This window comes from Microbacterium sp. KRD172 (assembly GCF_017168295.1).
In the GTDB taxonomy this organism is placed as follows: Bacteria; Actinomycetota; Actinomycetes; order Actinomycetales; family Microbacteriaceae; genus Microbacterium; species Microbacterium profundi.
Genome location: NZ_JABFAS010000002.1, coordinates 94655 through 115222, shown reverse-complemented (window position 1 = coordinate 115222; position 20568 = coordinate 94655). Strand labels below are relative to the sequence as shown.

Sequence of the window (20568 nt, the reverse complement as noted above, 5' to 3'; positions counted from 1 at the left end):
TCTAGCTGGCGGGGCGAGCGACCTCGCTGCCGGAGCCACAGCGGGCTTGGGCGAGAACATCAGTGGCTTCGGGGAACAGCTCTCCAACATTGACATCCCTGGCTGGGGAAACCTCTTCGGCAGATGACTGAGGCCATCACGTCATTTGACCTCGGGCTGCGACTGGGGTGGCCATCGGAGTGAATTAGTCGGCTGCGAGAGGTCGACGCTCCGCGCAACCGACCAATACTGCACCCCTCAGTATTGACTCTCCGCCAGTCGCACACATGGGCTGACTGATGACCGACGTGGTGCCCGTCGTGCTGGAACGGTTCGAAAGGAATGGCCTCCAGGTCTGGCCCATGCTGGCCGAAAACCCAGACCGGTACATATGGGATGGACTAGCCTTCGGTGCTGGAGTCCGAGGTCCTCGTCAGGCTCAAGGTAAAGACCTAGCTGATTGGCAACATCGCGGAACCGTATGTTGTAGGGCGTCGCCGTGAGCAGAAGCACCTTTGAGTTGTAGTTGCGGATGTACTCCAGGAGCGCCTTGTAGTCCTGGCGACTGTCGCTGCGCATCGTGTGCGACTCATCGACGATGACGAACTGATACCTGCCCAGGTCCGGCAACCGCTTCGCGGCCATGGAGTAGGGCACGACTGTGGCGTTGAGCTCGTACTTCTCCTTGTACTCCCACCACATCTTCTCGAGGTTCGGTGGACAGACGATGAGAGTGCGGTAGCCCTCCGCCTCGTTGAGCATCATCGCCGTCGCCGTGGCGGTGATGGTCTTGCCGAGCCCAACTACGTCTCCGAGCATGGCGCCGCCGCGGGTCATGATGCGCCGACTGAGGGTCTTGACGGCACTCTCCTGATACTCCAGCAGCTGATTCCGCATAGACGGCGGCAAGGTGTATTCGATGAGGCCCTCTCGGACATCGCGCGAGAGATGCCAGCAGACTTTGAGGTACACCTCGTAGGGCGACAGAAGGTTTTCACTAGCCCAGGACTCGTCGATGACATCGATGAGGTCCGCGGTGACATCAACGGCGAACGGGTCATCCCACCGCGCTTCGAACCATCCATCGAGCTTCTCGGCGCCATCGGAATCTACGACGTCCACGTTGAGCTCGAAGTTCGACACGAGGCCAGATGTAGTCAGGTTGGAAGAGCCGACGTAGGCGACGATGGGTGTGATTTTGTCCTGTCGATGGCAGATGTACGTCTTGCCGTGCAGCGGGCGACGCGTGAATAGCTTGATGGCGACCCGACCATCTGCCAACTGCTCCCGGAGCGCCCGGATCGTCTGCTCGTCCTGCTTGGTGGGTGCGCCACGCATGAGCTGCTGACGGAATTTCAGCTTGGCTTGCTTCAACCGCGCCTGCGCAGTCTTTCGGTCGATGTCATCAGACTCCTGACCGCCCTCGAGCGTCCGCTGGAGATGGGCCATGACCTGTGCTTCCGGGTCGCCATGCACCATGCCGATAAGCACCCGAGCGATGGGGTGGTCCCCACTTTCTCGTTCGGCGACTACGTCCCCGAACAGCTTCCAGCCGCGCAAGTTGAAGTAACCGACGGCCGCGTCAATGCGGGTCGAGTCCTTCAGCGTCTGGACGAGGTGCCCGCCAAGCGCGAGCTCGATGTTGTCGAAGATATGGGTCACGCTGCTCCTACATCTAAGAGTGGACCGAGGTGGCCGCTCGCTAAGCGTATAAGTGGGCGCGCAACGCCTGTGCAAGCCGAACCCGCGAGGTGCACACGAAAGCGCGAGCGCCAACGGCGAAACACCACATTAATCGGTGCGGTCAGACGGCCTCGGGCGAGGGTGCACTCAGCTGTGGCAGCGTGCGCCTCTTCCTCGATTCGAGGTATAGTGCCTCATCGAATCATCAGGAGAAGCCTTACCGTACTGGTGACCCGGCGTAATCGGGACCGGCGTATTCTCCGGATTTATAGCGCGGTAGAATCCCGCTGGCTCAATAGACACCTATCGTCGTCGTCGTCGAGCGGTCCGCTTTCGCAATGTGGTGAAGTGAAATGCCGGAGATGGGGCTTACCCACTCGAAGCGCAACGGATAGGCGTCCGGATCATCGGCCCGCTGGCACACCAGCGTTATTGCGGGCTTCTCATCTATCGCAACGCAATAGTCGTCGCCGTCCGCCATGAACCCCGTCCAGGCGATAGCGTGGTTGGCCCCGGCAGCGAGTTTCACCTGTTCCGGATCGTCCCAGCGTTGCGTCGCAGTCACGCGGTCATAACTCTGAAACTGCTCCGCTGACAACACTCCTCCTGCGTTCTCTGGAGACGGAGGCGACATCGATAACCACTCAGGCTGGACGCCCACAATGACTCCGACAGCGAAGCCGCTAGCGATGAGAACGGGAATCGACCAGCTCGGCAGATGTCGGCGTTCGCCAGATCTTCCTACCGCGTTCGTCCCTATATCGCGGGACTCATCCGGCGCTACCGCAGGAGCCTGCTCCGAGGCGATATCTGGGTCATCGGAAGTGAGATCCTGAACTCGCGCAGATACTTCAAGCTCGCTCAGTCGAGTCAGTGTGTCGGCCGCCAGCTCGACGGACTCGGGTCCATACGCAGCCTTTCTTAGACGGGCGAGTTCCTCAACCTCATCGCGAGCCAACATGATTTCAGTATCGCAGGGGATCTGTGGACGGAAGGGGATCACGAGCCGAGAACATGTCAGCTTCTGATGGGTAACCGCGTTATCCGTTTCTTCACTAATCAGTCACGTGTACCTGACAACGCTCGTCTTAGTCGGTGCGTCCGTTTAGGGGGTCGGGGCTTCGTCGACGACGGTGATCTCGATCTGCCACGATACCCAGGGGACTCCCTCTGGCATGAGACTCGTTGAACGGTGCGGGTAGGTCTCCCGGATTCCGACGATCTGCCCCGTGCTGGTGTCGATGTCAAGCTCGGACACCAGCAAGTCCCCGAACTGTCCCCCTATGCCAAGCTTGGCCGGCAGTGTGAGCGTGGTGATCGTCCCGTTAGTTGCCGCCACTTCGACGTTGCTGAGCAGGCCAAGAACTCGAAGCGACGCTGCTCTCAGGTCCTTCGGCATCAGGTTGATCCGGAGTCCCTGGCCGATGCTCTGGAACACGTACCAGTCGTCCGAGGACGTTCCCAAGTTCTCGCGGTACCAGGTGAGGAGTTGCTGTGGGTCTCTCGGCATCTCGTCGTAGAACGGGCGGAGCTGGTCGTAGTACCCGATATCGTCGACCGAGGGCGCGCTGGCTTCGCTGTTCACTGTGCCGGGCGAGGGGGTCGGCTGGGGCGTGCTTTCGTGAGCTGGGCTTCCGTCAGCGCCCTGCGGAAGAACCCGGATCCCCGCGGGATCTGCGTCGGTTCCGGGTGGGACCGCCGACATCTCGGCCATCTGGTCGTACGCGGCTTGGGTCCGCGGATCTCCCCACACCTCGAGTACCTCGTTTGTCGCGCGGTCGTCGAGAATCCAATCCTCGGTGCGGTCGCTGGGTACATACAGGTCTCGGACACCGCGCACCTGAACTGCGCCTTCGGATGCGGGAAGTGTGGCCGTGTTAAAGCCAGCGTCGGCGTCCCACAGTGACACCCGCTCGTAGGTCTCGCGGACCCTCAAATACTGGCCCGGGCCAACTACCAGGTCTGCGCCCTCGATTACCACTTCGGCTGCGTCGTTCAGAACCTCGACAGCGGCCGCCGACGCGGGCTGCACGACCACGGGAGCCGCCAGGCCGGCGATGATCACGCTGGCTACGACAGTTGCGGTAGACAAGCCTCCCACCGCGGCGGTGCCACCCCACACCCAGCGTGCGCGAACGCGTCGCTTCGGCTCAACTCTCAACTTGGTCAGTAACTGCGCACGCGATCGCGCAATCCGCGCAGGAGTCGTGGGATCCTGCGTGTTCTCGATTTCACGCACCATCTCGAACAATTCCATGATCCATCTCCCTTGCTATCCATGTCAGCCGAGCGGAATCAGACCCCGGTGGGGCGAGCTTGCGTCTGATCCGATGCAGCCGCGACCAGACGGTGCCCACAGGGACCTTCAGTGCTTGAGCGATCTGCTCTGGTGCGAGGTCAGACCAGGCATACATAAACAACGTGTCGCGCTCCTTGGCAGACAGTGCCGCAATGCGTGGTGCAAGGGCACGGTGAATCGCCCCGGGTCTCGTGGAGGGTCTGAAGTCCCGAGAGGATGAGGCCTATGCCAGCTTTGAGGAAGTATCCGCCGGAGTTGCGGGAGCGAGCGATGCGGCTCGTGCAGGAAGCGCGGAAGGAGGATCCGGAGTTGTCTGTGAATCAGGCAGTGATCCGGATCGGACAGCGTGTCGGGGTGAATCCTGACACGCTCCGCGGCTGGGTCAAGCAGGCCCAAATCGACGCGGGAGAGCGTCCTGGAACGACGACTGACGATGCGTCGAGGATCAAGCAACTCGAGGCGGAAGTGCGTGAGCTCAAGCGCGCGAACGAGATCCTGTTGGCGGCGTCGAGTTTCTTCGCGCGGGAGCTCGACCCGCGACTGCCGTGGTAGTTCAGTTCATCGACGATCATCGTGACCGGTTCGGAGTCGAGCCGATCTGCCGCGTGCTCACAGAGCACGGGGTGAAGATCGCTCCGTCCGGTTACTACGCCTTCAAGAAGCGACCCGTCTCCGCGCGAACCGTCAGCGATGCGGAACTGGTCGTGCAGATCGAGCGGGTGTTCTGGGACCGCAAGCTCGGTCGTGGGATCAGCGGCGCCCGGAAGGTCTGGCGGCTGCTGACCCGGGAGGGCATCATCGTCGCGCGCTGCACTGTCGAACGCCTCATGCGTCAGCAGGGCCTGCGCGGCATCCGCCGCGGCAAGCAGTTCATCACGACCCGCCCGGATTCCTCAGCGCCGAGGGCGGAGGATCACGTCAAGCGGGAGTTCCACGCTGACCGGCCGAACGAGCTCTGGGTGGTCGACTTCACCTATGTGCCGACGTGGTCGGGGATGGCGTTCACCGCGTTCGTCACCGATGTGTTCTCCCGCCGCATCGTCGGCTGGCGAACGATGTCCAAGATGCCGACCGACCTGCCACTGGACGCGCTCGAGATGGCTCTCTGGATCCGCGATCGGGCCGGTGAAGACATCACCGGCGTCATTCAGCACTCGGACGCCGGGTCGCAATACACGGCGCTGCGCTACACCGAGCGGCTCGCCGAGGTCGGCGCGATCGCATCGATCGGGACCGTCGGCAACAGCTACGACAATGCCCTCGCCGAGAGCGTCGTCGGGCTCTACAAGACCGAGTGCGTGAAGATCGATGGCCCGTTCCGCAGCGCCGACGACCTCGAACTCGCGACGCTGTCCTGGGTGCACTGGTTCAACGAGAACCGGCTGCACTCCTCGATCGGCTACCTCACACCCATCGAGAAGGAGAACGAGTACTACCGTGAGATCAACCCCCAACGCCAGCCGGCGCTGGGAGAACTCGCCCTCCACTAAACCCGGGGCGATTCACGGATCGCGGCGGCAGCATCCAACCGTCCGGTCGACTCCTCAAACCCTCCACCACTGGTCGTTTCTCCGCGCGCAGCGGCAGCTTCCACCGCCCGCCAGTGTCGCGCCTCAGTCACGCGATGCTTCGCCGCCACCCGGGCAGCGATCCCCAACAGCCACGGCCGCGCCGACTCCCACGCGTGATCAAACGAACCCCGTCGACGAAACGCGACGAGGAACGTATCGCTCAGGGCGTCCTCAGCGGCATCCGCCCCTAGCCGGCGCCGCAAGAACGACTCGACCACACCGGCATGCCGGTCGAAAACTTCAGCGAACGCCTGCGGAGTCCGCTCCGCCCGCTTCAAGATGTCGCTGTCTGTGCTCACACTAGGTATTCCTCCCACAGCGGCAATTCCTTCCATCTTTCTTTCGAGGAAAGCTGGGCGTCCTCGGATGGGCCCCGTGATTCCGCGCCCGAGCTACACACGCGCTGCCCGAACTTATCGTGCGCCGGACTGGGCATCCTTCTGTGGAACGATAGGAGTCGCGCAAGCGGATCCTCATGAGGACTCGCGGCGCGACGAGGTGCGGGCAGCGGCCTCGTATCTCGCGTCTGATGCGAAAATGCCGGTTGCGATTCTTGCAAACATGAACACAGAACGACCTGATGAGAATGGTTATCTATCGGCCGGGAGTTGATACCGCAACTTCTGATGGGTAATCCCGTTATCCGTTTCTTCACTAATCGCCCCACACGCGCCGCGCTGGAGCCCGCGCCGAAAACGTCGACCATGCCGTTTCGGCGCGATCAGTTTCGGCAGGAGGTTTTGGCGGGTCGTTCCCCGGCGTGTCGCACGGTCGGCGTGTCAATGTCCGAAGTCATCGGCACTTCTGTCCGAAGTCCTCAACACTCGTGTGCGTCAGCCGATCGCGCGAGGTGGGGCGACTGTCTCGTATCCCATGGGTTTTGAGACAGGCGAGGTTATGAGACACCGGCCTGCCTGACAGGATCGGGAGATGCCAGGTTTCCATCACGTCGAATTGTGGGTTGCGGATTTTGCGGAGGCGCAAGCGGAGTGGGGCTGGCTGCTGAGCAGATTAGGTTTCGCGCTCGATAGCTCCTGGGCCGAAGGGCAGTCTTGGAGGGCCGGCGCTGAATATCTCACCATCACGACTTCGCCCAACCTGTCGACGCCCGTGCACGACCGTCGTCGGGCGGGAGTGAATCACTTGGCGTTCAAGGCGGAGTCTGCGGCGGAGGTCGACGCAATCATCGAGGACGCGCCCGCACACGGTTGGCATCCGCTCTATCAGGATCGCTATCCGCATGCGGGTGGCGAGGACCACTACGCAGGCTGGATCGAGAACTCTGCTGGGTTCAAAGCCGAGGTCGTCGCCACCGCCTCTCCGGAGTGAACCAGAGCGCATGCACAACCGGAGGACCGAGCCGTCGTCGTGCACTGTCGCGTATCCGATGCGTTTTGCGACACCGAGGTTACGAGACATCCAACTAGCAACCACCACATGGCGACGCGAATCCGGACTAGAGTCCTTCGCGTGAGAGTTCGGGCAGTTGCGGTCGTTATCGAGGGCGGCGAGGTACTCGTCATCGCTCGCGAAAAGGCCGGCAAGAAGTACTGCGTACTTCCCGGCGGTGGGGTCGAGCTGGACGAATCGCCTCAGCAGGCGTGCCTCCGGGAGCTTCGCGAGGAGACAGGCCTGGAAGGGACAATCGTCCGACGCCTCGCCATTCCGGGCCTCTCCAATGAAGAGGCGGTGTATTTCGAGGTTGCTGTTCGAACGCGACGGTTGCGTCTCGGTGGCCCCGAAGTCGAGAGAAGCTCCGCCATAAATCGTTACGAGCCGCTGTGGGCCGGGTTGGACTCGCTCACAGACCTGGTACCCATGGCTGCCCATGCGGCCATAAGCGCCACTCAATCCGGCGAGTGAGTCGTCCGGACTTCAGCCGACGCCAACTTTGCGACAACTGTCTCGTATCCCTACGGTTGCGGGACGTCTCATAGGACCAGCAGTCGGCTGACGGGGCTCCACGGTCGCGCGAGTCTCATATCTATGTCTCGCGACCTGCCGGGGGAGCCGAGGTACTAACCCTTAGTTACGAGACAGCCGAAAACGCTCGTTTGCGACGGGTGCATTGTTGGTTTGGTGAAGCCGACCACCGGCCTCTGGGCGCCCGCTAGTTCGCTGCTGCCCGGTGCATCGTTCCGATGCGTGAATACGCCATGGTCACAGAATCAAGATCGGCAAATATCGCACATCTCAATATTGCCGTTCCGCCAGTCAAGATCCGCGGCGGGCGGGAGTGGCGCGACCTCACCGCCCTCACGTACCACCACGAGACGCAGCCGATGCCTGGTCCGCTGAGCCGTCAGGCGCACCTGCTGCCACGGTGGTTCCACAAGGCCGAGGTCGTGGGCAACCACTTCGCGCAGCTGGTGGTGCCGTTCTTCCTGTTCTCACCGATCCTGGGGCTGTGGATCGAGAGCCCTGTGCCGGCGATCGTCGGGGCCGTCGCGGGCGCGATCGTCATCGTCACGCAGTTGTGGCTCGTGATCACCGGCAACTTCGCGTGGCTCAACTGGGCGACCATCGTGCTGGCCTTCTCGGCGATCGGCATCCCGTCAGGTGGGACCGGACAGCAGCCGATTCCGCTGTACTGGGTCGTGATCACGTCGGCCGTCGGCATCCTGTACCTCGTCGTCAGCTGGCCGGCCCTGCGCAATCTGTTCGCCCGCCGCCAGCTGATGAACGCGAGCTTCAACCGCTGGGAGCTCGCGAACGCCTACGGCGCGTTCGGCACCGTGACGAAGGAGCGGATGGAGATCGTCATCGAGGGCACTCTCGACGACGACCCGGATGCCGCGACCTGGCGCGAGTACGAGTTCAAGGGCAAGCCCGGTGACGTGCGCCGCGTGCCGCGGCAGTTCGCGCCGTACCATCTGCGCCTCGACTGGCTGATGTGGTTCCTGCCGCTCGGGCGCTCACTGGATGACTGGTTCACGATGCTGCTGGCACGGTTGCTCCAGGCGGATGCTGCGACGCTGGCGCTGCTGCGCACCGACCCGTTCGCGGGGCAGAAGCCGCGGTGGGTGAGGGCCGTGTCGTACCGGTACCGTTTCGCGACCAGGGAGCAGCGGCGGCGCGACGGGGTCGTGTGGGTGCGGGATCGGCGGCGGGAGATCGTGGGGCCTGCCGAACTGCCGTGAGTCGCGCGCCCGCGACGTCGACGCCCCCTTTCTCCGTCGGCGCCCCCTCTCGGGTGCGTACATACGAGGGGGCGCCGGCGGCAGGAGGGGGCCCCGGCGCAAGTGCTTCTACGAGGCGTCGCGCTTCGGCTGACGCATCGGCTCCGGTTCGGGGGCAGGCTCTGCGACCGGTTCCGGCTGCGGCACCGGCGCCTGGCCGGTCGTGATCTCTCTGGCCACCTGATTCTCGAGCACTGTGACGGCCTCGTCCGAGAGCAGGATCAGCCCCTCGAGCTCTTCGCGCACGCGCTTGTAGGCGACGTTGCGCTCGGCCTGGGTGGCCGACTCGTCGACGGCGACCTTCAGCAGTTTCTGGGCGCGATCGAGGCGTTTGCGCTCGGCATCGGTGAACGACGAATCGCGCAGGCGCCTGGCATCCTTCTCCGCGATCTCGAACGCGACGGCGTAGTTGCCGACGGCATCCAGGTACTCAGATACGCGCTGCTCGCTGACCTCGGTGTCCGCGGACACCGGACGCAGCGCATCAGCCGTCTTCTTCGCCCGCAGGAATGCGGCGGTCAGCGGCTGGCGGCCGTCGCTCATGGCCGGGAAGGCGATGAGCTTCGCGACGTCGAGCTCGTAGTCGAGCCAACGGGCGGTGATCTCGTCATGCTCCTGGAACAGCCGCGCCAGCAGCTGGTTCGACGACACCCTGGCGTCGGAGGCGATCTCCCGCGGCTTCTTCGAGGGTGCGACCTGGCCACCGCGGGCGGCGAGTTCGGCGGCCTTGAGCTCGCCCTTCAGCCGCAGCGTCTCGAGGCGTCGTTCGTGCCGGCGCTTCGCGCCCTGCTCCCACGCCTTCGCCGCCCCGCCGGCCATTCCCATGATCGGGAAGATGAGCCACCAGAAGCTGCCCGCCCACTGCCAGAACTCTTGCATGATGCGTTCAGCCTACTGCGGTGGATTGCCGCGCACCCGCCTCGGATCGATGAGTTCTGCGGAGGTGGCGCCGGATGCTGGCATCGCGCCGCGGGCCGTGTCAGGATGACCACGACTCGGCTCACCGCGGGCCGAGCGGAACGGCAGGAGCGGGATATGCAGCTGGCCATGATCGGACTCGGCAGGATGGGCGCGAACATCGTCCGGCGATTGATGCGCGACGGGCACGACTGCGTCGTCTACGACGTGAACGCGGATGCCGTCGCCGCACTCGTCGCGGAAGGAGCGACCGGCGCCGACAGCATGGCCGACCTCGCCGCGAAGCTGACCCCGACCCGCGTCGTCTGGATGATGGTGCCCGCCTCCCTCACCGGACAGGTGGCCGAAGAGGTGGCGGCCGTCCTGGAGAAGGGCGACATCCTCATCGACGGCGGCAACTCGAACTACCGCGACGACGTCCGCCGGGCCGCGAAACTGCGCGAGACCGGCATCGAGTACGTCGACATCGGCACGAGCGGCGGCGTGTTCGGACTCGAGCGCGGCTACTGCCTCATGGTCGGCGGCAGCGAGAGGGCGTTCGAACACATCGAACCCGTGCTGCGCACGATCGCTCCGGGCGCCGGTGAGATCGAGCGCACCCCTGGGCGCTCCGGCGACCTCACCCCCGAGGAGCAGGGTTACCTGCACTGCGGCCCGTCCGGTGCGGGGCACTTCGTCAAGATGGTGCACAACGGCATCGAGTACGGCATCATGGCGTCGATCGCCGAGGGCCTCAACCTGCTCGAGAACGCGGATGCCGGTGTGCGCGAAGCCGAGCACTCGGCAGAGATCGCGCCACTGGAGGAGCCGGAGTTCTACCAGTTCCCGATCGACACCGACAAGGTGACCGAGCTGTGGCGACGAGGCTCCGTGATCTCCTCGTGGCTGCTCGACCTCACCGCGGCCGCGCTGCACGAGAACCCCACGCTCGACGGGCTGGCCGGGCGGGTGTCGGATTCCGGCGAGGGCCGATGGACGGTCAAGGCCGCGGTCGACGTGGGCGTTCCCGTCCCGGTGCTCGCGGCGTCGCTGTTCGAGCGCTTCTCCTCGCGTGACGAGGACCAGTTCGCGAACCAGGTGCTCTCGGCGATGCGTCTGCAGTTCGGCGGGCACAAGGAGCGGCCGGCCGGCGACGTGCTGGAGGCGGGTGCGCGCAAGGCCGACGCCGGCTAGAACCGGGAGGCGCTGCGCGCCCGCTCCCTCAGACCTTCCGAACCCGCTCATCCACCCCGAACCGCTGCGCCCCGAGCACGCCGAGCAGCCGGATCTTCTCTTCGTCCTCGCTCCGGGGCGCGGCGGTCAGCACGAGCAGCGCCTGACCGCGGTCTTCGGTGAAGAGCACCTGACAGTCCACTTCGATCGGGCCGACCTCGGGGTGGATCAGCGTCTTGTGATCGGCGAAGCGCTGGGCGACCTCGTGCCGTTCCCACAGTTCACGGAACTCCTCGCTGCGACGTGACAGTTCGGCGACCAGCATCCCTGCTTGCGAATCCGGGCCCATGGCGCCGTACGCTGCGCGCAACCCGGCGACCTGCGCTCGGCTGTTCCGCGCGTGATCTTCCGACGGGTAGTGGGCCCGCGTCTGCTCCGGTCGCATGAACCAGCGGTACGGCTCGTAGCGCTCGAGCCCTGCGGCGCCGACGTTGTCGCCCAGGAGAGCTGCGGCCAGGGCGTTCTGCACGAGGGTCTCGCCGAGGGTCGAAATGATCAGCGCCGGAGTGTCGTGCAGTCGGTCGAACACGCGCTGCAGCGCCGGCGCGACGTGGTCGGACGGCGTGATCCGGTCGGGCACGGCGTGACCTGCGGCGCGATAGAGGTAGTCGCGTTCGTCGGCGGTGATACGGAGCGCGCGGGCGAGCGAGCTGAGCATCTGTGTACTCGGCTGCGGTCCGCGCTGCTGCTCGAGTCGCGTGTAGTAATCGGTCGACATGAGCGCCAGCTGCGCGACCTCTTCGCGGCGGAGTCCTGGCGCACGTCGTCGCACACCTGCGGACAGTCCGACGTCGCCGGGCTGCAGCTGCTCCCGGCGCCGACGGAGGAACACGGCGAGTGCTTCACGATCCATCCCTCCATCATGCGCGCGCTACGCCCTGGTATCCAGGGATCGCCGATCCCCCGATAACCGCTCTCTGCCGCGCGCCGCCGGCTCGATCGACACTCGAAGCATGCGAATCAACGGAAACACCATCTTCATCCCCGGCGCGACCAGCGGTATCGGCCTCGCCCTCGCGCTCCGCCTCCACGAGGCCGGCAATCAGGTCGTCATCGGCGGTCGCCGCACCGAGCTTCTCGCGGACATCGCAGCGCAGCATCCGGGAATCGACACCGTCCGGATCGACACGACGGATGCCGCATCCATCGTCGCCGCGGCGCATGAGGTCATCGCGAAGTATCCGGAACTCAACGTGCTCGTCGCGATGGCGGGCATCATGCGCATGGAGGACTGGACCACGCCCGGCAGCTTCCTCGAGAACGCCGAGGCCACGGTGACGACGAACCTGCTCGGACCGATCCGGCTCATCTCGGCGTTCATCGAGCATCTGCTCGGGCAGCCGGATGCCACCATCGTGACCGTCTCGTCGGGGCTCGCGTTCGCCCCTCTGCGCGTCACGCCCACCTACAACGCGACGAAGGCGGCGATCCACCAGCTCAGCGAGACGCTACGGCTGCAGTTCGCAGGCACGAGCGTCAGCGTGGTCGAACTCGTGCCGCCGTCGGTGCAGACCGAACTCATGCCGGGGCATCAGGACGACCCGCTCGCGCTGCCTCTCGACGAGTACATCGACGAGACGATGAGTATTCTCGAGTCGCAGCCGGACGCGACCGAGGTGCAGGTCGAGCGCGTGAAGTTCCTGCGCTACGGCGAAGCGCGCGGGGATCAGGCGCAGGTCATCAGGGCGCTGAACGGGTCGGACGCGCTCGCCGCGAACTGAGTTCCCGGGCGCACGGTCACGAGACCGGTGGCCGCGCGCCGGGCTCAGGCGCCGGGATCAGGCGTCGGCATCCGTCTCGTCTGTGTCGTCTTCGTCCTCGTCTTCGACCTGGGCGGGTGGGAGGTCGTCGAGATAGGTGCGGTCGTCGTTCGGGTCGCCGGTCCCCTTGTCGAGACCCGTCTCGATCGGGTCGTCCATGCGGGGCTCGCCGGTGTTCGGCTCGCTCATGAGGTGCTCCTGTTCGTCGGATGTCCGCTCAGCGTCGTCCGTCCGATCCGCGGTCGCCAGAGGGTTGACAACCGCGTACGCCCGGGTGGTCAGCGCCCGAGCTTCTCCGCACAGGGCACGCAGAGCGTGGCGAACGGCCTGACGCGCAGCCGCGCGATCGGGATGCTGCGACCGCAGTTCGCGCAGACGCCGTAGTCGCCGGCATCCATTCGGGTCAGCGCGTCGTCGACCTGCTGCAGTTCGTCGCGGGCCCCGTCGAGCAGCCCGCTCAGACGGGACCACTCGGCCGACAGCGGCACCCCCTCCGGATCGTGCTCGTCGTCGTCGCTCTGGCTGCTGCGATCGTGTGTCAGCTCGGCGAGCGTGGCGGAGAGCGACTCTGTGCGAGCGTTCGCCTCACGGCGCAGCACCTCCAGCAGGGTGCGCAGCTCGGTGTCGGTCACGGTCTCAGGGTATCGCCGCGCCTCGCGGTACGGATGTCAGCCGGCGCGGAATCATCGATGTCAGCCGGAATCACGGAGGTCAGTCGGAAACCGGCCCTTCAGGCTGACATCCGTGATCTGGGCTGACAAGTGTGCGGATCGCGCGGGTGCGGGCGCGGGAAAGGTCACGACTCAGTCGACCCGCATCACTGGGACGTGGACGCGGCCGGACCCTGCTCGCGCGAGATGTGACTGCGAGCGTGGGCGATGGCGTCATCCAATGCGGTGAAGAGGTGACGGTGATGGCGCAGCGAGGTCAGGACCCCGATCGTGCGGAACAGGTCCTCGTGCACCGGCTGCACCCCCTTGATGAGCACCGTCACGCCTCGTCGTTCGAGGGACTGCACGATGTCCTGCAGGGCATGAGCTCCGCTCGCGTCGACGTGCTCGAGCTTCGACATGCGCAGGATGACGACCGTGGCGCCCCGCATGCGTGTGATCTCCTCGAACACCCGATCGGCGGATGCGAAGATCAACGGCCCGTCGATGCGCACGACCGAGATGCGCTCATCGCCCGACTGCGGGACACCGGCGATCTCCTCGCGCTGCACGCCCGCGCCACGTGAGAGGTTGCGGATCGCGAAGACACCCGCGAACACGATTCCGATCACGACGGCGATGATGAGGTCGAACGACACCGTGACGATGGCCGTGACGATGAAGGCCGCGGCATCCGATCTGGCCGAGCGCAGGATCGACCGCATCGTCGCCCTGTGCACCATCCGGTAGGCGGTGAGCATGAGCACGCCGGCGAGGCCCGCAAGCGGGATCATTCCGACCGGCCCCGACAGCACGAGCACGAACAGCAGCAGCACGACCGCGTGCACGATCGATGCGAGCCTGGTGCGGCCGCCCGACCGAACATTCACGGCGGTGCGTGCGATGGCTCCGGTCGCCGGCATCCCGCCGAACAGGCCGGAACCGATGGATGCGATGCCCTGTCCGACCAACTCCCGATCCGGGTCGTACGGCCCTGTGTCTGCGAGGGACGAGGCGACGCGGGCCGAGAGCAGCGACTCGATGGCTGCCAACGCGGCGATCGTGAGAGCGGGTCCGAGCAGGGATGCCGTGCCGCCGAGCGTCAGCGTCGGAAAGGCCGGCATCGGCAGCCCGTCTGGCAGCGCACCGATGACGGCAAGGGGGCTGTCGATGACGAGGCACAGGATCGTCACGACCGCGATTCCGACGAGAGAGCCCGGGATGCCGGGATGCAGGCGCGGCGCGAGAAGCATGCACCCGATGACGATGAGGGCGGCGCCGACCGCCCAAGGCACGTACGTCCAGTCGGCGCTGCCCATCGCTTGGACGGCGGCGACCAGGGCGTTGGAACTGTGGCTCGCGGCATCCGCGTGCCCGCCGATTGTGAGCGATGGCACCTGCTGCAGGAAGATGATCGCCGCGATACCGAGCGTGAATCCCTCGATCACGGGCCACGGGATGATGCTGACAGCGCGTCCGAGGCGCAGGGCGCCCGCCGCGAGCACGATGATGCCGGCCATGATGCTCACCAGGGCGACCGTGCCGACGCCGTGATCGGCGACGATCGGCAGCAGCACGACCACCATGGCTCCGGTGGGTCCGGAGACCTGGACGTTAGAGCCGCCGAAGATCGCGGCGAGCACGCCGGCGATGACCGCGGTGATGAGCCCGGCCTCCGCGCTGACACCTGAGCTGACGCCGAATCCCAGAGCGAGGGGGAGCGCGACGATGCCGACCGTGAGACCGGCGACGAGGTCGCCCTTCCACGTGCGGCGCAGGTCTCGGTAGTCGGTGCGGGACGGCAGGTAGCCGCGGATGTATGCCGCGGCTCGGGTGATGGGTGTCACGGACGGGCCTGGGCGAGTGCCGGCAGACCGTCGACCTCGTCGATGCGCTCGCCGTCGGAGCGCACGATCTCGAGCAGCAGCGCCCTGGCGACGGCGAGCATCTCAGCGGTGCGGCGATCGGCCAGGCGGTAGTAGACGTGGCTGGCGCGGCGTTCGGACACGACGAGCCGGTGGCGGCGCAGTACTGAAAGGTGTTGAGAAAGATGCGAGGCCTCGAGCCCCGTCTCTTCGCCGAGGCGGGCGACGCTCACTTCGTCCGAGTCTGAGAGCAGTTCGAGGATGCGGATGCGGAGCGGATGGGCGAGCCCTTTGAAGAGGTTCGCCTTCACCTCGTACAGCGGACGGTGTGCATCACTTAGTGGCATGATAAATCCATCATATTGCCTGAATGTCGACCCTACTTGACGACAACGACAGCGACAGCGACAACGACAACGACAGCGACAACGACAGCCACAACGAACCCGGCCTGCCGCCACTCGCTCGCTCGCGCTCAGCCCGACAGGCCCCGCCCGGCCGTGACCGCGCTCCCGCCGGTGTTCGCCTCGAGACCCGATCGATGTCCGTGAGTGAAGGCCGAACGATCGGCGCCCTGGCGCGCTCGTCCCCGACGATGCGGGATCGCGTCGACCACGGCATCCACCTGATCCTGGCGATCCGCGAGGACGAGCGCTGTGCCCGACCCTTCCTCCTCAAGGATCGTGGCGCGACTCTCGCGTAGACGCTGGGCGGCACCGATCCCGAACCCGCGGATGAATCCGCTGCGCGCGCGCCGCTTCTCGCTCTCGGAGTGCCATCGGTACAGCTCGCGGCGGCTCGCCCACCATTGCCGCATCGCGACCATCGCCTGCACCTCGAGGCTCGCAGTGAGAATCTTCGCCTGCTGCACGTCTGAGGTGAACCCGACGAAGTACAGGATGAATCCGCCGCCCGGCCGCTCGGACTGCATCGGCCTGATCGAGCCGAGTGCGAACGCGACGTTGCCGCCCAACTCGCGGATGTCTCGTGCGTAGGAGCCCGTGAAGACCATCTGCTCCTGCACGATCTCCTCGCGCTCCTGCCCGAGTTTCGCGCGCCGCGCATCGAGCCGCGCCTGTTCGATGCCGTACTTCACCATCAGCCGCTCGGCGTGCTCGGTCAGCGCCTCAGCCTCTTCCGGCGTCGTGCTTTCAGCCTTCGCCAGCAGCTTCGCGATCAGGTCCAGTTTGGATTCGCTCATCGTGTTCTCCCTTGTCTGCGATCCCGTTCAGTCTTCGCGGACAGTCCGACATTCCAGCACACGAAGGTGTGAAAGGTGGATTTTTCGGTGGAAGGCGGATGCTGTGGAGGAGGAGTCGGGGCTGCGGGGCGTGACGTTTCGACTCGCTACGCTCGCTCAACGCGTTTCGTCTCGCTCCGCTCGCTCAACGACCCGCTTGCTCGCTCGACGACCCGCTTGCTCGCTCGACGACCCGCTTGCCCGCTCGACGACCCGCTTGCTCGCTCAACGACCCGCTTGCTCGCTCAACGACCCGCACGGACGTTCGGCCGACGTACGCTCAGCCGAAGAGCAGCGAAAGCACGGTCGCGCCGCCGCCGCCGAGGATCAGCGCGATGATCGTCGTCCAGGCGATGATGCGGATGCGCCGGTTGCGCGTCGCGTTGAGGTCGCCGTAGTCGTCATCGCTGTGCCGCTCGACGTCACTCACACGGGCTCCGAAACGGTCGGACCGAACGCCGCCGGCAGTGTTTCCTGCGAGCGCTCACGCAGTTCGGCCGCCGAGACCGTGAACAGCCCGGTGACCTCGAGGTCGGAGACCGTGTCGGTCACGCCGATGCGCAGCACCGGGTATCCGCGTCCTTCGCACAGGCCCTGGAACTTCACGTCATCCTCGCGAGGAACGGTCACAATGACGCGGCCCGTCGATTCTGAGAACAGAGCGGATGCAGCATCCACGCCGTCGCGGTCCATGATCTCCGTCAGCCACACGCGGGCGCCGATGCCGAAGCGCGTGACGCCCTCGGCGAGGGCCTGGGCGAGCCCGCCCTCGGACACGTCGTGGGCGCTGGAGATCAACCACTCATCGCGCGCGGCGGCGATGAGCCCTGCCAGTCGCTTCTCGCCGGCGAGGTCGACCTTCGGGGGCAGACCGCCGAGGTGGTTGTGTACCGTCTCGGCCCAGGCCGAGCCGGACAGCTCGGTCGAGGTGGTGCCGAGAAGGTAGATGTTCTGACCTTCGTCCTGCCAGGCCGAGGGGATGCGGCGCGACACGTCGTCGATGATGCCGAGAACGCCCACCAGCGGGGTGGGGTGGATCGGGGTGTCGCCGGTCTGGTTGTAGAACGAGACGTTGCCTCCCGTGACGGGGGTGCCCAGTTCGTAGCATCCGTCGGCCAGGCCGTCGACCGTCTGACCGAACTGCCACATGACCTCGGGGTTCTCGGGAGAGCCGAAGTTCAGGCAGTCGGTGATCGCGGTCGGGGTGGCGCCGGTGACGGCGACGTTGCGATATGCCTCGGCGAGAGCCAACTGCGCGCCCGCGTACGGGTCGAGCTGGCAGTAGCGGCCGTTGGCGTCGGTCGAGATCGCGAAGCCGAGGCCCGATTCCTCGTCGACGCGGATCATGCCGGCGTCATCGGGGAAGGCCAGCGCCGTGTTGCCGAGCACGTAGTAGTCGTATTGGTTGGTGATCCAGCTCGTGTCGGCGAGGTTCGGGGATGCGACGAGCAGGAGGAACTGCTCGCGCAGCACCTCGGCGTCGTCGGTGCGGGGCAGCAGCTCAGCAGCATCCGCCTGCAGAGCGTCGATCCACGTCGGGTAGGCCACAGGGCGGTCGTAGACGGGGCCATCGACCGCGACCGTCGACGGGTCGACGTCGACGATGCGCTCGCCCTGCCAGTCGATGACGAGGCGGCCGTCGCCGGTGACCTCGCCGAGCACGCTGGTCTCGACCTCCCATTTGTTCACGACTTCCATGAACGCATCGAGCTTCTCGGGGGCGACGATGGCCATCATGCGCTCCTGCGACTCCGACATGAGGATCTCCTCAGCGGTCAGCGAGGGGTCGCGCAGCAGCACGTTGTCGAGCGAGACCTTCATGCCGCTGTTGCCGTTGGCCGCGAGCTCGGATGTCGCGCACGAGATGCCGGCTGCGCCGAGGTCCTGGATGGCCTCGACGAGCTCGCCCTTGTAGAGCTCGAGGCAGCACTCGATGAGCACCTTCTCGGCGAACGGGTCGCCGACCTGCACCGCGGGGCGCTTCGTCGGGCCGCCGTCGTCGAACGAGTCGGATGCGAGGATGCTGGCGCCGCCGATCCCGTCGCCGCCGGTGCGGGCGCCGAAGAGGACGACCTTGTTGCCGACTCCTTCGGCATTGGCGAGCTTGAGGTCTTCGTGGCGGAGCACACCGACCGCGAGTGCGTTGACGAGCGGGTTGGCCTGGTAGACGGAGTCGAAGACCGTCTCGCCGCCGATGTTCGGAAGCCCCAGGCAGTTGCCGTAGAAGCTGATGCCGGCGGTGACACCGTGCACGACGCGGGCGGTGTCCGGGTGGTCGATGGCGCCGAAGCGGAGCGCATCCATGACAGCCACAGGGCGAGCACCCATCGAGATGATGTCGCGGACGATGCCGCCGACTCCGGTCGCCGCACCCTGGAACGGCTCGATGAAGGACGGGTGGTTGTGCGACTCGGCCTTGAACGTGACGGCCCAGCCCTCGCCGACGTCGACGACGCCCGCGTTCTGGCCCATGCCCACCATGAGGCGTTCCTTCATCTCGTCGGAGACCTTGGCGCCGAAGCGCTTCAGGTAGTTCTTCGACGACTTGTAGGAACAGTGCTCCGACCACATGACGGAGTACATCGCCAGCTCGCCCGAGGTGGGGCGACGACCGAGGATCTCGCGGATGCGGGCGTACTCGTCGGGCTTGAGCCCCAGCGCCGCGTACGGCTGCTCTTTCTCGGGAGTCGCCTCGGCGTTGCTCACGGAGTCGGGGACGTGCTGACGAGTGGATGCTTCGGGGGTGGGGGTGGTCACGCGCACTCCAAGATCAGGGCCGGCGGGGCGAGGTCAAGTCTACCGGCGGTTCACGTGCGTGAATCTGTGTGCGCAACGCGCTAACGCAGCGCCTCGCGGGCGAACGTGCTCAACAGTGGGCTCTCCTCGTCGAATCTACGCAGGCGAGGTGTGTCCCCGAGCTGATCGAGCACTCGCTGCACCCAGAACGTCGCGTGGCCGATGTCCTGCTTCGTGAAGCGCCACCCGGTCGACGATTGCCATCCGCACATCTCCAGGCCGAAGGCAATGGCCCGCCAACGTTCTTCGCGGGGTGTGCCGTCGGCGACGGTGAGGAGCAGCAGCACCGCGGCATCCGTCTCGGCATCGCTGAGCCTTCGATACAGACCCCCGGCGATCAGTCGCAACTGTGCAACGGGGTCGCCGAGCGCCTTCTTCGCCGCCGCGCTCAGCAGCAGGCGGCCCTTCTGCACGCGCACAATCCCGATGTGCTGCGCCGTCTCGCGCAGCACAGCGATCGGAGGGGTGACGTCTTCGCGGTTGCCCTTGCCGATCCAGTCGGCGATCCAGCCGAGTTCGGTCATGCCTGCGAGCACCGTGGCCTGCGGCATCCACCCGGCGGCGGTCAAGTCGAGGCCCGCGGGCCCAACCGCATCCATCAGCCAGGCGAACGGACGGATGATGCGCGCCGCAGTGTCGGCATCGACCGCACTGGGACCCAGCACGCCGGTGTGCTGCAGATGCTGACGCAACTCGGAGCGGATCGGCGGTGGCAGCTGCGACGCGAAATCGGCGATCGGTGAGGTCTCATCGACGTCTCCGCGCCGTCGATGCGCCTCGACCTTGACGAGCCCGGACATGTCGTTCGGTGAAATTCCTGAAGCGCGAGGATTGAACATCAGATTCAGCTCGGACTGCACGCCGACGAGGTCGAACATTCCCGGCTCGCGGGGCGCCCACGGCCCGACCGTGGTGTCGATCCAGTCGACGATCGACTCGTGCTCCGGATGCTGCGTGTCGGCCGCGATCGCGATCTTCTCGGCATACCCGCCCACACCGCCTGAGTCTTCGAACGGTCCGCGATTCGCGCCGTCGAGCAGCACGACCGTGGTCAAGTGGGGCTCGGACGGCAGCTGCTCGATGACGTCCAACCGATGGATCCATCCGTCGCCGAAGTCGTACTCGTACCAGAGCGTCCTCCCGCCCTGCAGCACGTCGTCGACGGTGAAGTCATCTTCGGAGAGCGTGCCCTCATCGCTCTCGAAATCGAGTGCCTCCCACCGGCGCGACGGATGCTGAGCGCGATCGTAAGGGTCGGCATCTGTGAACGCGTGCAGGTGTGACTCGCGCCACCCCATGATCGTCTGCAGCGCGAGGTGCAGCATCCGAAGGCTGGCGCTGCCTTCGATCTCGAACGTGCGCCAGATCTCCGGCTCACTGCCGACGAGGCTCGAACGCAATCGATAGCGGGTCATA

The 20568-nt window shown here is 65.7% G+C and carries 20 protein-coding genes, 1 pseudogene and 1 other annotated feature; of the genes and pseudogenes, 6 read left to right on the top strand and 15 right to left on the bottom strand.

Annotated elements, in window-relative coordinates; all coding sequences use genetic code 11:
- Window positions 1-237 precede the first annotated feature (237 nt).
- From J1M43_RS00645 to J1M43_RS00630, 4 genes are all read right to left on the bottom strand, one after another.
- Window positions 238-1641 (bottom strand): phospholipase D-like domain-containing protein, encoded by a 1404-nt coding sequence (locus tag J1M43_RS00645; RefSeq protein WP_206475393.1) that lies wholly within the window; start codon window positions 1639-1641, stop codon window positions 238-240.
- 313 nt (window positions 1642-1954) lie between these two features.
- A complete protein-coding gene (locus J1M43_RS00640) occupies window positions 1955-2665 on the bottom strand; it encodes a hypothetical protein (protein WP_206475392.1) in 711 nt (236 codons plus the stop codon).
- Between the two features lie 102 nt (window positions 2666-2767).
- Complete coding sequence (locus tag J1M43_RS00635) at window positions 2768-3727, bottom strand: hypothetical protein (RefSeq protein ID WP_206475390.1); 960 nt, start codon at window positions 3725-3727, stop codon at window positions 2768-2770.
- Window positions 3728-3893: 166 nt separating this feature from the next.
- Window positions 3894-4106, bottom strand: a complete 213-nt coding sequence (locus J1M43_RS00630; RefSeq protein WP_274607460.1) for an RNA polymerase sigma factor — start codon at window positions 4104-4106, stop codon at window positions 3894-3896.
- A gap of 80 nt (window positions 4107-4186) precedes the next feature.
- Here J1M43_RS00630 and J1M43_RS00625 point away from each other — a divergent pair.
- Window positions 4187-5451, top strand: a protein-coding gene (locus J1M43_RS00625; protein WP_241245166.1) for an IS3 family transposase whose coding sequence is annotated in 2 segments (ribosomal slippage) — window positions 4187-4472 and window positions 4472-5451 — 1266 coding nt in all. Because the reading frame shifts where the segments join, the coding sequence is not laid out codon by codon here.
- Window positions 4472-4599: a sequence feature (AL1L pseudoknot), on the top strand. It overlaps the preceding gene by 128 nt.
- On the opposite strand, the gene J1M43_RS00620 is transcribed toward J1M43_RS00625, so the two are convergent.
- Window positions 5448-5831: an RNA polymerase sigma factor gene (locus tag J1M43_RS00620; protein WP_206475388.1), complete on the bottom strand. Its 384-nt coding sequence runs from the start codon at window positions 5829-5831 to the stop codon at window positions 5448-5450. The two genes, J1M43_RS00625 and J1M43_RS00620, sit on opposite strands and share 4 nt — an antisense overlap.
- Before the next feature lie 631 nt (window positions 5832-6462).
- Here J1M43_RS00620 and J1M43_RS00615 point away from each other — a divergent pair.
- The 3 genes and pseudogenes from J1M43_RS00615 to J1M43_RS00605 form a co-directional block, all read left to right on the top strand.
- Window positions 6463-6861 (top strand): VOC family protein, encoded by a 399-nt coding sequence (locus J1M43_RS00615; RefSeq protein ID WP_206475386.1) that lies wholly within the window; start codon window positions 6463-6465, stop codon window positions 6859-6861.
- A gap of 108 nt (window positions 6862-6969) precedes the next feature.
- On the top strand, window positions 6970-7395 hold the full coding sequence (locus tag J1M43_RS00610) for an NUDIX domain-containing protein (RefSeq protein WP_206475384.1): 426 nt from the start codon (window positions 6970-6972) through the stop codon (window positions 7393-7395).
- 350 nt (window positions 7396-7745) lie between these two features.
- Window positions 7746-8672 (top strand): annotated as a pseudogene (locus J1M43_RS00605) (lipase maturation factor family protein); the annotation flags it as partial.
- A gap of 108 nt (window positions 8673-8780) precedes the next feature.
- Here the strand turns inward: J1M43_RS00605 and J1M43_RS00600 are convergent.
- Window positions 8781-9590, bottom strand: a complete 810-nt coding sequence (locus tag J1M43_RS00600) for a hypothetical protein (RefSeq protein ID WP_206475380.1) — start codon at window positions 9588-9590, stop codon at window positions 8781-8783.
- A 156-nt stretch (window positions 9591-9746) separates the two neighbouring features.
- On the opposite strand from J1M43_RS00600, the gene gnd reads away from it, so the two are divergent.
- Entirely contained in the window at window positions 9747-10802 is a 1056-nt protein-coding gene (gnd, locus tag J1M43_RS00595; RefSeq protein WP_206475378.1) for a phosphogluconate dehydrogenase (NAD(+)-dependent, decarboxylating), read from the top strand.
- 28 nt (window positions 10803-10830) lie between these two features.
- On the opposite strand, the gene J1M43_RS00590 is transcribed toward gnd, so the two are convergent.
- Window positions 10831-11694 carry a helix-turn-helix transcriptional regulator gene (locus J1M43_RS00590; RefSeq protein WP_206475377.1) on the bottom strand — a complete coding sequence of 288 codons (864 nt, stop codon included), beginning with the start codon at window positions 11692-11694 and terminating at the stop codon, window positions 10831-10833.
- 100 nt (window positions 11695-11794) lie between these two features.
- Here J1M43_RS00590 and J1M43_RS00585 point away from each other — a divergent pair, with 100 nt between their 5' ends.
- Window positions 11795-12562, top strand: a complete 768-nt coding sequence (locus J1M43_RS00585; protein WP_206475375.1) for an SDR family oxidoreductase — start codon at window positions 11795-11797, stop codon at window positions 12560-12562.
- A gap of 57 nt (window positions 12563-12619) precedes the next feature.
- Here the strand turns inward: J1M43_RS00585 and J1M43_RS00580 are convergent, their stop codons facing one another.
- From J1M43_RS00580 to J1M43_RS00545, 8 genes are all read right to left on the bottom strand, one after another.
- Window positions 12620-12790, bottom strand: coding sequence for a hypothetical protein (locus J1M43_RS00580; protein WP_206475373.1), 171 nt, complete (start codon window positions 12788-12790; stop codon window positions 12620-12622).
- Between the two features lie 89 nt (window positions 12791-12879).
- Window positions 12880-13233 carry a TraR/DksA C4-type zinc finger protein gene (locus J1M43_RS00575; protein WP_307823188.1) on the bottom strand — a complete coding sequence of 118 codons (354 nt, stop codon included), beginning with the start codon at window positions 13231-13233 and terminating at the stop codon, window positions 12880-12882.
- Window positions 13234-13418: 185 nt separating this feature from the next.
- Window positions 13419-15098 carry a SulP family inorganic anion transporter gene (locus J1M43_RS00570; RefSeq protein WP_307823187.1) on the bottom strand — a complete coding sequence of 560 codons (1680 nt, stop codon included), beginning with the start codon at window positions 15096-15098 and terminating at the stop codon, window positions 13419-13421.
- Window positions 15095-15463, bottom strand: coding sequence for a helix-turn-helix transcriptional regulator (locus tag J1M43_RS00565; protein ID WP_206475372.1), 369 nt, complete (start codon window positions 15461-15463; stop codon window positions 15095-15097). Before J1M43_RS00565 ends, J1M43_RS00570 begins: the two co-directional genes overlap by 4 nt.
- 128 nt (window positions 15464-15591) lie before the next feature.
- Window positions 15592-16317, bottom strand: coding sequence for a DUF2786 domain-containing protein (locus tag J1M43_RS00560; RefSeq protein ID WP_206475371.1), 726 nt, complete (start codon window positions 16315-16317; stop codon window positions 15592-15594).
- 319 nt (window positions 16318-16636) lie between these two features.
- Window positions 16637-16786: a hypothetical protein gene (locus J1M43_RS00555; protein ID WP_160175039.1), complete on the bottom strand. Its 150-nt coding sequence runs from the start codon at window positions 16784-16786 to the stop codon at window positions 16637-16639.
- Entirely contained in the window at window positions 16783-19113 is a 2331-nt protein-coding gene (purL, locus tag J1M43_RS00550) for a phosphoribosylformylglycinamidine synthase subunit PurL (RefSeq protein WP_206475370.1), read from the bottom strand. The genes J1M43_RS00555 and purL overlap by 4 nt, the downstream gene beginning before the upstream one ends.
- A gap of 80 nt (window positions 19114-19193) precedes the next feature.
- A complete protein-coding gene (locus J1M43_RS00545; protein WP_206475369.1) occupies window positions 19194-20567 on the bottom strand; it encodes a plasmid pRiA4b ORF-3 family protein in 1374 nt (457 codons plus the stop codon).
- Window position 20568 lies beyond the last annotated feature (1 nt).

Bases quoted from the DNA above. Each gene is read 5' to 3' on its own strand.
- J1M43_RS00615 (WP_206475386.1), top strand. From the start codon at position 6,463: ATGCCAGGTTTCCATCACGTCGAATTGTGGGTTGCGGATTTTGCGGAG.
- J1M43_RS00565 (WP_206475372.1), bottom strand. From the start codon at position 15,463: ATGCCACTAAGTGATGCACACCGTCCGCTGTACGAGGTGAAGGCGAAC.
- gnd (WP_206475378.1), top strand. From the start codon at position 9,747: ATGCAGCTGGCCATGATCGGACTCGGCAGGATGGGCGCGAACATCGTC.
- J1M43_RS00600 (WP_206475380.1), bottom strand. From the start codon at position 9,590: ATGCAAGAGTTCTGGCAGTGGGCGGGCAGCTTCTGGTGGCTCATCTTC.
- J1M43_RS00545 (WP_206475369.1), bottom strand. From the start codon at position 20,567: ATGACCCGCTATCGATTGCGTTCGAGCCTCGTCGGCAGTGAGCCGGAG.
- J1M43_RS00610 (WP_206475384.1), top strand. From the start codon at position 6,970: ATGGCGACGCGAATCCGGACTAGAGTCCTTCGCGTGAGAGTTCGGGCA.
- J1M43_RS00560 (WP_206475371.1), bottom strand. From the start codon at position 16,317: ATGAGCGAATCCAAACTGGACCTGATCGCGAAGCTGCTGGCGAAGGCT.
- J1M43_RS00580 (WP_206475373.1), bottom strand. From the start codon at position 12,790: ATGAGCGAGCCGAACACCGGCGAGCCCCGCATGGACGACCCGATCGAG.
- J1M43_RS00590 (WP_206475377.1), bottom strand. From the start codon at position 11,694: ATGGATCGTGAAGCACTCGCCGTGTTCCTCCGTCGGCGCCGGGAGCAG.
- J1M43_RS00585 (WP_206475375.1), top strand. From the start codon at position 11,795: ATGCGAATCAACGGAAACACCATCTTCATCCCCGGCGCGACCAGCGGT.